At 35.5% G+C, this 2,547-nt stretch carries 3 protein-coding genes and 1 pseudogene; 2 read left to right on the top strand and 2 right to left on the bottom strand.

The genetic code is table 11. The features are described from left to right. Positions 1-64: 64 nt before the first annotated feature. Together BA053_RS05940 and BA053_RS08435 are read right to left on the bottom strand one after the other, a co-directional pair. Positions 65-919: an ankyrin repeat domain-containing protein gene (locus tag BA053_RS05940; protein WP_065095155.1), complete on the bottom strand. Its 855-nt coding sequence runs from the start codon at positions 917-919 to the stop codon at positions 65-67. Further along, positions 916-1,050 carry a hypothetical protein gene (locus BA053_RS08435; protein ID WP_255356258.1) on the bottom strand — a complete coding sequence of 45 codons (135 nt, stop codon included), beginning with the start codon at positions 1,048-1,050 and terminating at the stop codon, positions 916-918. Before BA053_RS08435 ends, BA053_RS05940 begins: the two co-directional genes overlap by 4 nt. Before the next feature lie 156 nt (positions 1,051-1,206). Here BA053_RS08435 and BA053_RS05935 point away from each other — a divergent pair. Both BA053_RS05935 and BA053_RS05930 read left to right on the top strand, forming a co-directional pair. Next, positions 1,207-2,221, top strand: a pseudogene (locus BA053_RS05935) (IS481 family transposase). Further along, a complete protein-coding gene (locus BA053_RS05930) occupies positions 2,218-2,499 on the top strand; it encodes a recombinase family protein (protein WP_065106862.1) in 282 nt (93 codons plus the stop codon). The pseudogene BA053_RS05935 and the gene BA053_RS05930 overlap by 4 nt, the downstream one beginning before the upstream one ends. Positions 2,500-2,547: the final 48 nt, after the last annotated feature.

Raw genomic sequence — 2,547 nt, 5'->3', positions numbered from 1 at the left:
TTTGGATAATTTAATGATAAAAAATTTAGAGAGAAATTTTATACACTATCGCTGATATTTTTCCTTAAGTTGACGCCATTGTGTGAACGGTTACTAAATTTTCATTCACAATGTTCATTAACTCAGGCGGTAATTGTTTAAATTCAAGTTTTCCGATTCTATCATACAAGCACTTTTTTCTCTCTCCTTCTGTAATTCTACTTTGAATTCGATCCTTAAGCAAATCAGCAAATATTGGAAACTCTTTGTAGCCATTTGATTGTAATTCTTGTAATTGGAGAATAATGCCTTCATTTCCCACATACGAAACTAACTTCACATCGTCTTTTTCTGTAAGAAAATCATTAATGGATATATTTCTATTGCGAATGTTACCAATAACATATGTGCTCATTTGTGTAGTTTCATCTTTACACTTATCCCAGTAACTTGATAACGCTGCATTACCGTTAAGAAAATTTGGTTTTTCAGCATTGAAGTTCTGTAATAATGTATATTCAATGATACATTTAGCTGTACCCGTATTGCGACCTCCTACAGCGATTTGCAGAGCAGTTCTTTCATCATCACCTTTAGCATTAACATTAGCACCATTTGCAATGAGAAGTTTTACTACTTCTACTTCTATTCTACTGAACATTGCAGTCAGGTGTAGAGGAGTATGTTTGTTACGATCTCCAGAATTAACATTAGCACCATTTGCTACTTCTATGTTACTGTATATCATAGCATAGTATATAGGAGTACGTTCGTCATCATCTCTAGCATTAATATCAGCATCATTTTCAATGAGAAGTTTTGCTACTTCTATTTCACCTTTCACTGCAGCCAAGTGTAGAGGAGCCTGTTTGCCACCATCTTTAACATTAGCATCATTTTCAATGAGAAGTTTTGCTATTTCTATATATCCTTCTCTCAAAGCGAAGCATAGATGAGTAGATACCCAATATCTCCATCGCTAACATCAGCTCCCTTTTCTAAAGCCTCTTTTACTCCATTTAAATCACCATTGCTAACTGCATCAAATAATTGTTCTATTGCTCGATTCATAACCTACATCTATTAAATAACCTATTTTAGTATAGTCTCATTTGGTATAATAAGTCGAGCATAATATTTAACTTACACCGCAATCAGCAGATTGAGATCTAGATGTACAGTCCCAGAGAGTGATGGTATACTATCATCATCATTTAAGGAGTCATTATGGGACAGATATTACATGGGTGCGCCAAAACAACAGAGGCGGTGCGTAGAACAATACAAAATAGTAAAGAGAGCATAGCAAAACTTGCCGAGCGCTATGATCTCAACCCGAAAACTATTGTGAAATGGAAAAAACGCTTATTTACGCAAAATGCTACAATGGGTCCAAAACAACCAAGATCAACTGTTTTAACCAAGGAAGAAGAGGCGATAATTGTTGCATTTCGTAAGTATACACTATTGCCATTAGATGATTGCCTCTATGCTTTGCAAGCCTCTATCCCACGCTTGAGCCGCTCTAATTTACATCGTTGTTTGCAAAGACATAACATTAGCAGACTACCAGATGTCGATGGTGAAGTTAAAGCAAAAAAGAGGTTCAAACAATATCCTGTAGCATATTGATATAGCAGAAGTTAGAACAGAAGAAGGAAAGTTGCACCTGTTTGTTGCCATAGATAGAACGTCCAAATTTGCCTATGTCGAGCTTCATAACAGTGCCACAAAACCAATAGCTGCTGAGTTTTTGCGTAATTTGATCAAAATTTTGCCCTATAAAATCCATACTATTTTGACAGATAACGGTATACAATTTACCAATCAAGAACGTCATAAACACGCTTTTCAACACATATTTGATAGAGTTTGTGAAGAACATGACATTGAACATCGTCTAACAAAAATCAGCCATCCTTGGACAAATGGGCAAGTTGAGCGTATGAATAGGACGCTAAAAGATGCTACAGTTAAAAAGTATTACTACAAATCACACCAGCAACTCAAAGAGCACCTTTATAGCTTCGTTATAGCCTACAATTACGCTAAAAGACTCAAAACTCTTAAGGGTCTTACCCCTTTTGAATTTGTATGTTCTCAGTGGACAAAATTTCCTGATTTATTTATACTTAATCCTTACCATCATACTCTGGGACCATACACATTTATCAGAAGCTTACGAGCAGTTACTAAAGTATTCAGTAAAAAGAAACAACGAAAAGGAGGTAGAAAAAGATGATAACGGTGGCCTTGTATGCAAGAGTTTCATCAGACCGACAAGTGCGGGATCATACAATAGAGAGCCAAATTGCAGAGCTTAAGCATAGAATTGCTGTAGATGGACATGAGTTATTGGAAGAATATGTATTCACTGACGATGGCCGTAGAGGGTCAAATTTAGAGCGTGAAGGTTTAAAGAATTTACGTGATAAAGTAGCAGAAGGAAAAATTAATAAGATTTATATCTATTCACTAGATCGGTTGGGCTTTGTTGCATCGCTACTTATGAAAGGCTAACTATAATTAGGATTATAAGCAACTTATTGAAAATCTTGTTTTTTTGCA

It is taken from the genome of Wolbachia endosymbiont of Nomada ferruginata, assembly GCF_001675785.1.
Lineage (GTDB): Bacteria > Pseudomonadota > Alphaproteobacteria > Rickettsiales > Anaplasmataceae > Wolbachia > Wolbachia pipientis.
Note: the sequence above shows the minus strand (reverse complement) of the source record. Positions and strands in the feature narration are given on the sequence as shown.

Bases quoted from the DNA above. Each gene is read 5' to 3' on its own strand.
- BA053_RS08435 (WP_255356258.1), bottom strand. From the start codon at position 1,050: ATGAATCGAGCAATAGAACAATTATTTGATGCAGTTAGCAATGGTGAT.
- BA053_RS05930 (WP_065106862.1), top strand. From the start codon at position 2,218: ATGATAACGGTGGCCTTGTATGCAAGAGTTTCATCAGACCGACAAGTG.